Raw genomic sequence first — 380 nt, 5'->3', positions numbered from 1 at the left:
AGGTCAGCGATGGCCTGGGTGGCGTCGACACCCAGTTGGTGACCATTACCGTCACCGGCAGCAACGATGCGCCGGTACTCAGCTTCGCCAGCGGCAACGATGCCGGCGCAGTGCAGGAAGACACCACCCTCAGCGTCAGCGGCCAATTCAGCTCGGCCGACATCGATCACGATGCCTCCGCTATCTGGACCATCAATGGCTCGCCAACTGGCAGCTACGGCTCGATTGACGTGGACAGCACCGGCCAGTGGACCTACACCCTGGCCAACGGCACCGATGGCGTTGCCGGTGCGGTGCAATCGCTCAAGGCGGGCGAAAGTCATGACGAAGTGTTCAGCGTGCAGGTCAGCGATGGCCTGGGCGGCGTGGATACACAACTG

The 380-nt window shown here is 63.2% G+C and carries 1 protein-coding gene; it reads left to right on the top strand.

Annotation, left to right across the window (positions count from 1 at the left end; all coding sequences use genetic code 11):
- On the top strand, positions 1-380 hold a 380-nt coding region (locus PVZ78_RS31710), incomplete at both ends, for a VCBS domain-containing protein (RefSeq protein WP_273828233.1).

This window comes from Pseudomonas sp. SBT1-2 (assembly GCF_028640875.1).
GTDB lineage: Bacteria > Pseudomonadota > Gammaproteobacteria > Pseudomonadales > Pseudomonadaceae > Aquipseudomonas > Aquipseudomonas chlororaphis_I.
Note: the sequence above shows the minus strand (reverse complement) of the source record. Positions and strands in the feature narration are given on the sequence as shown.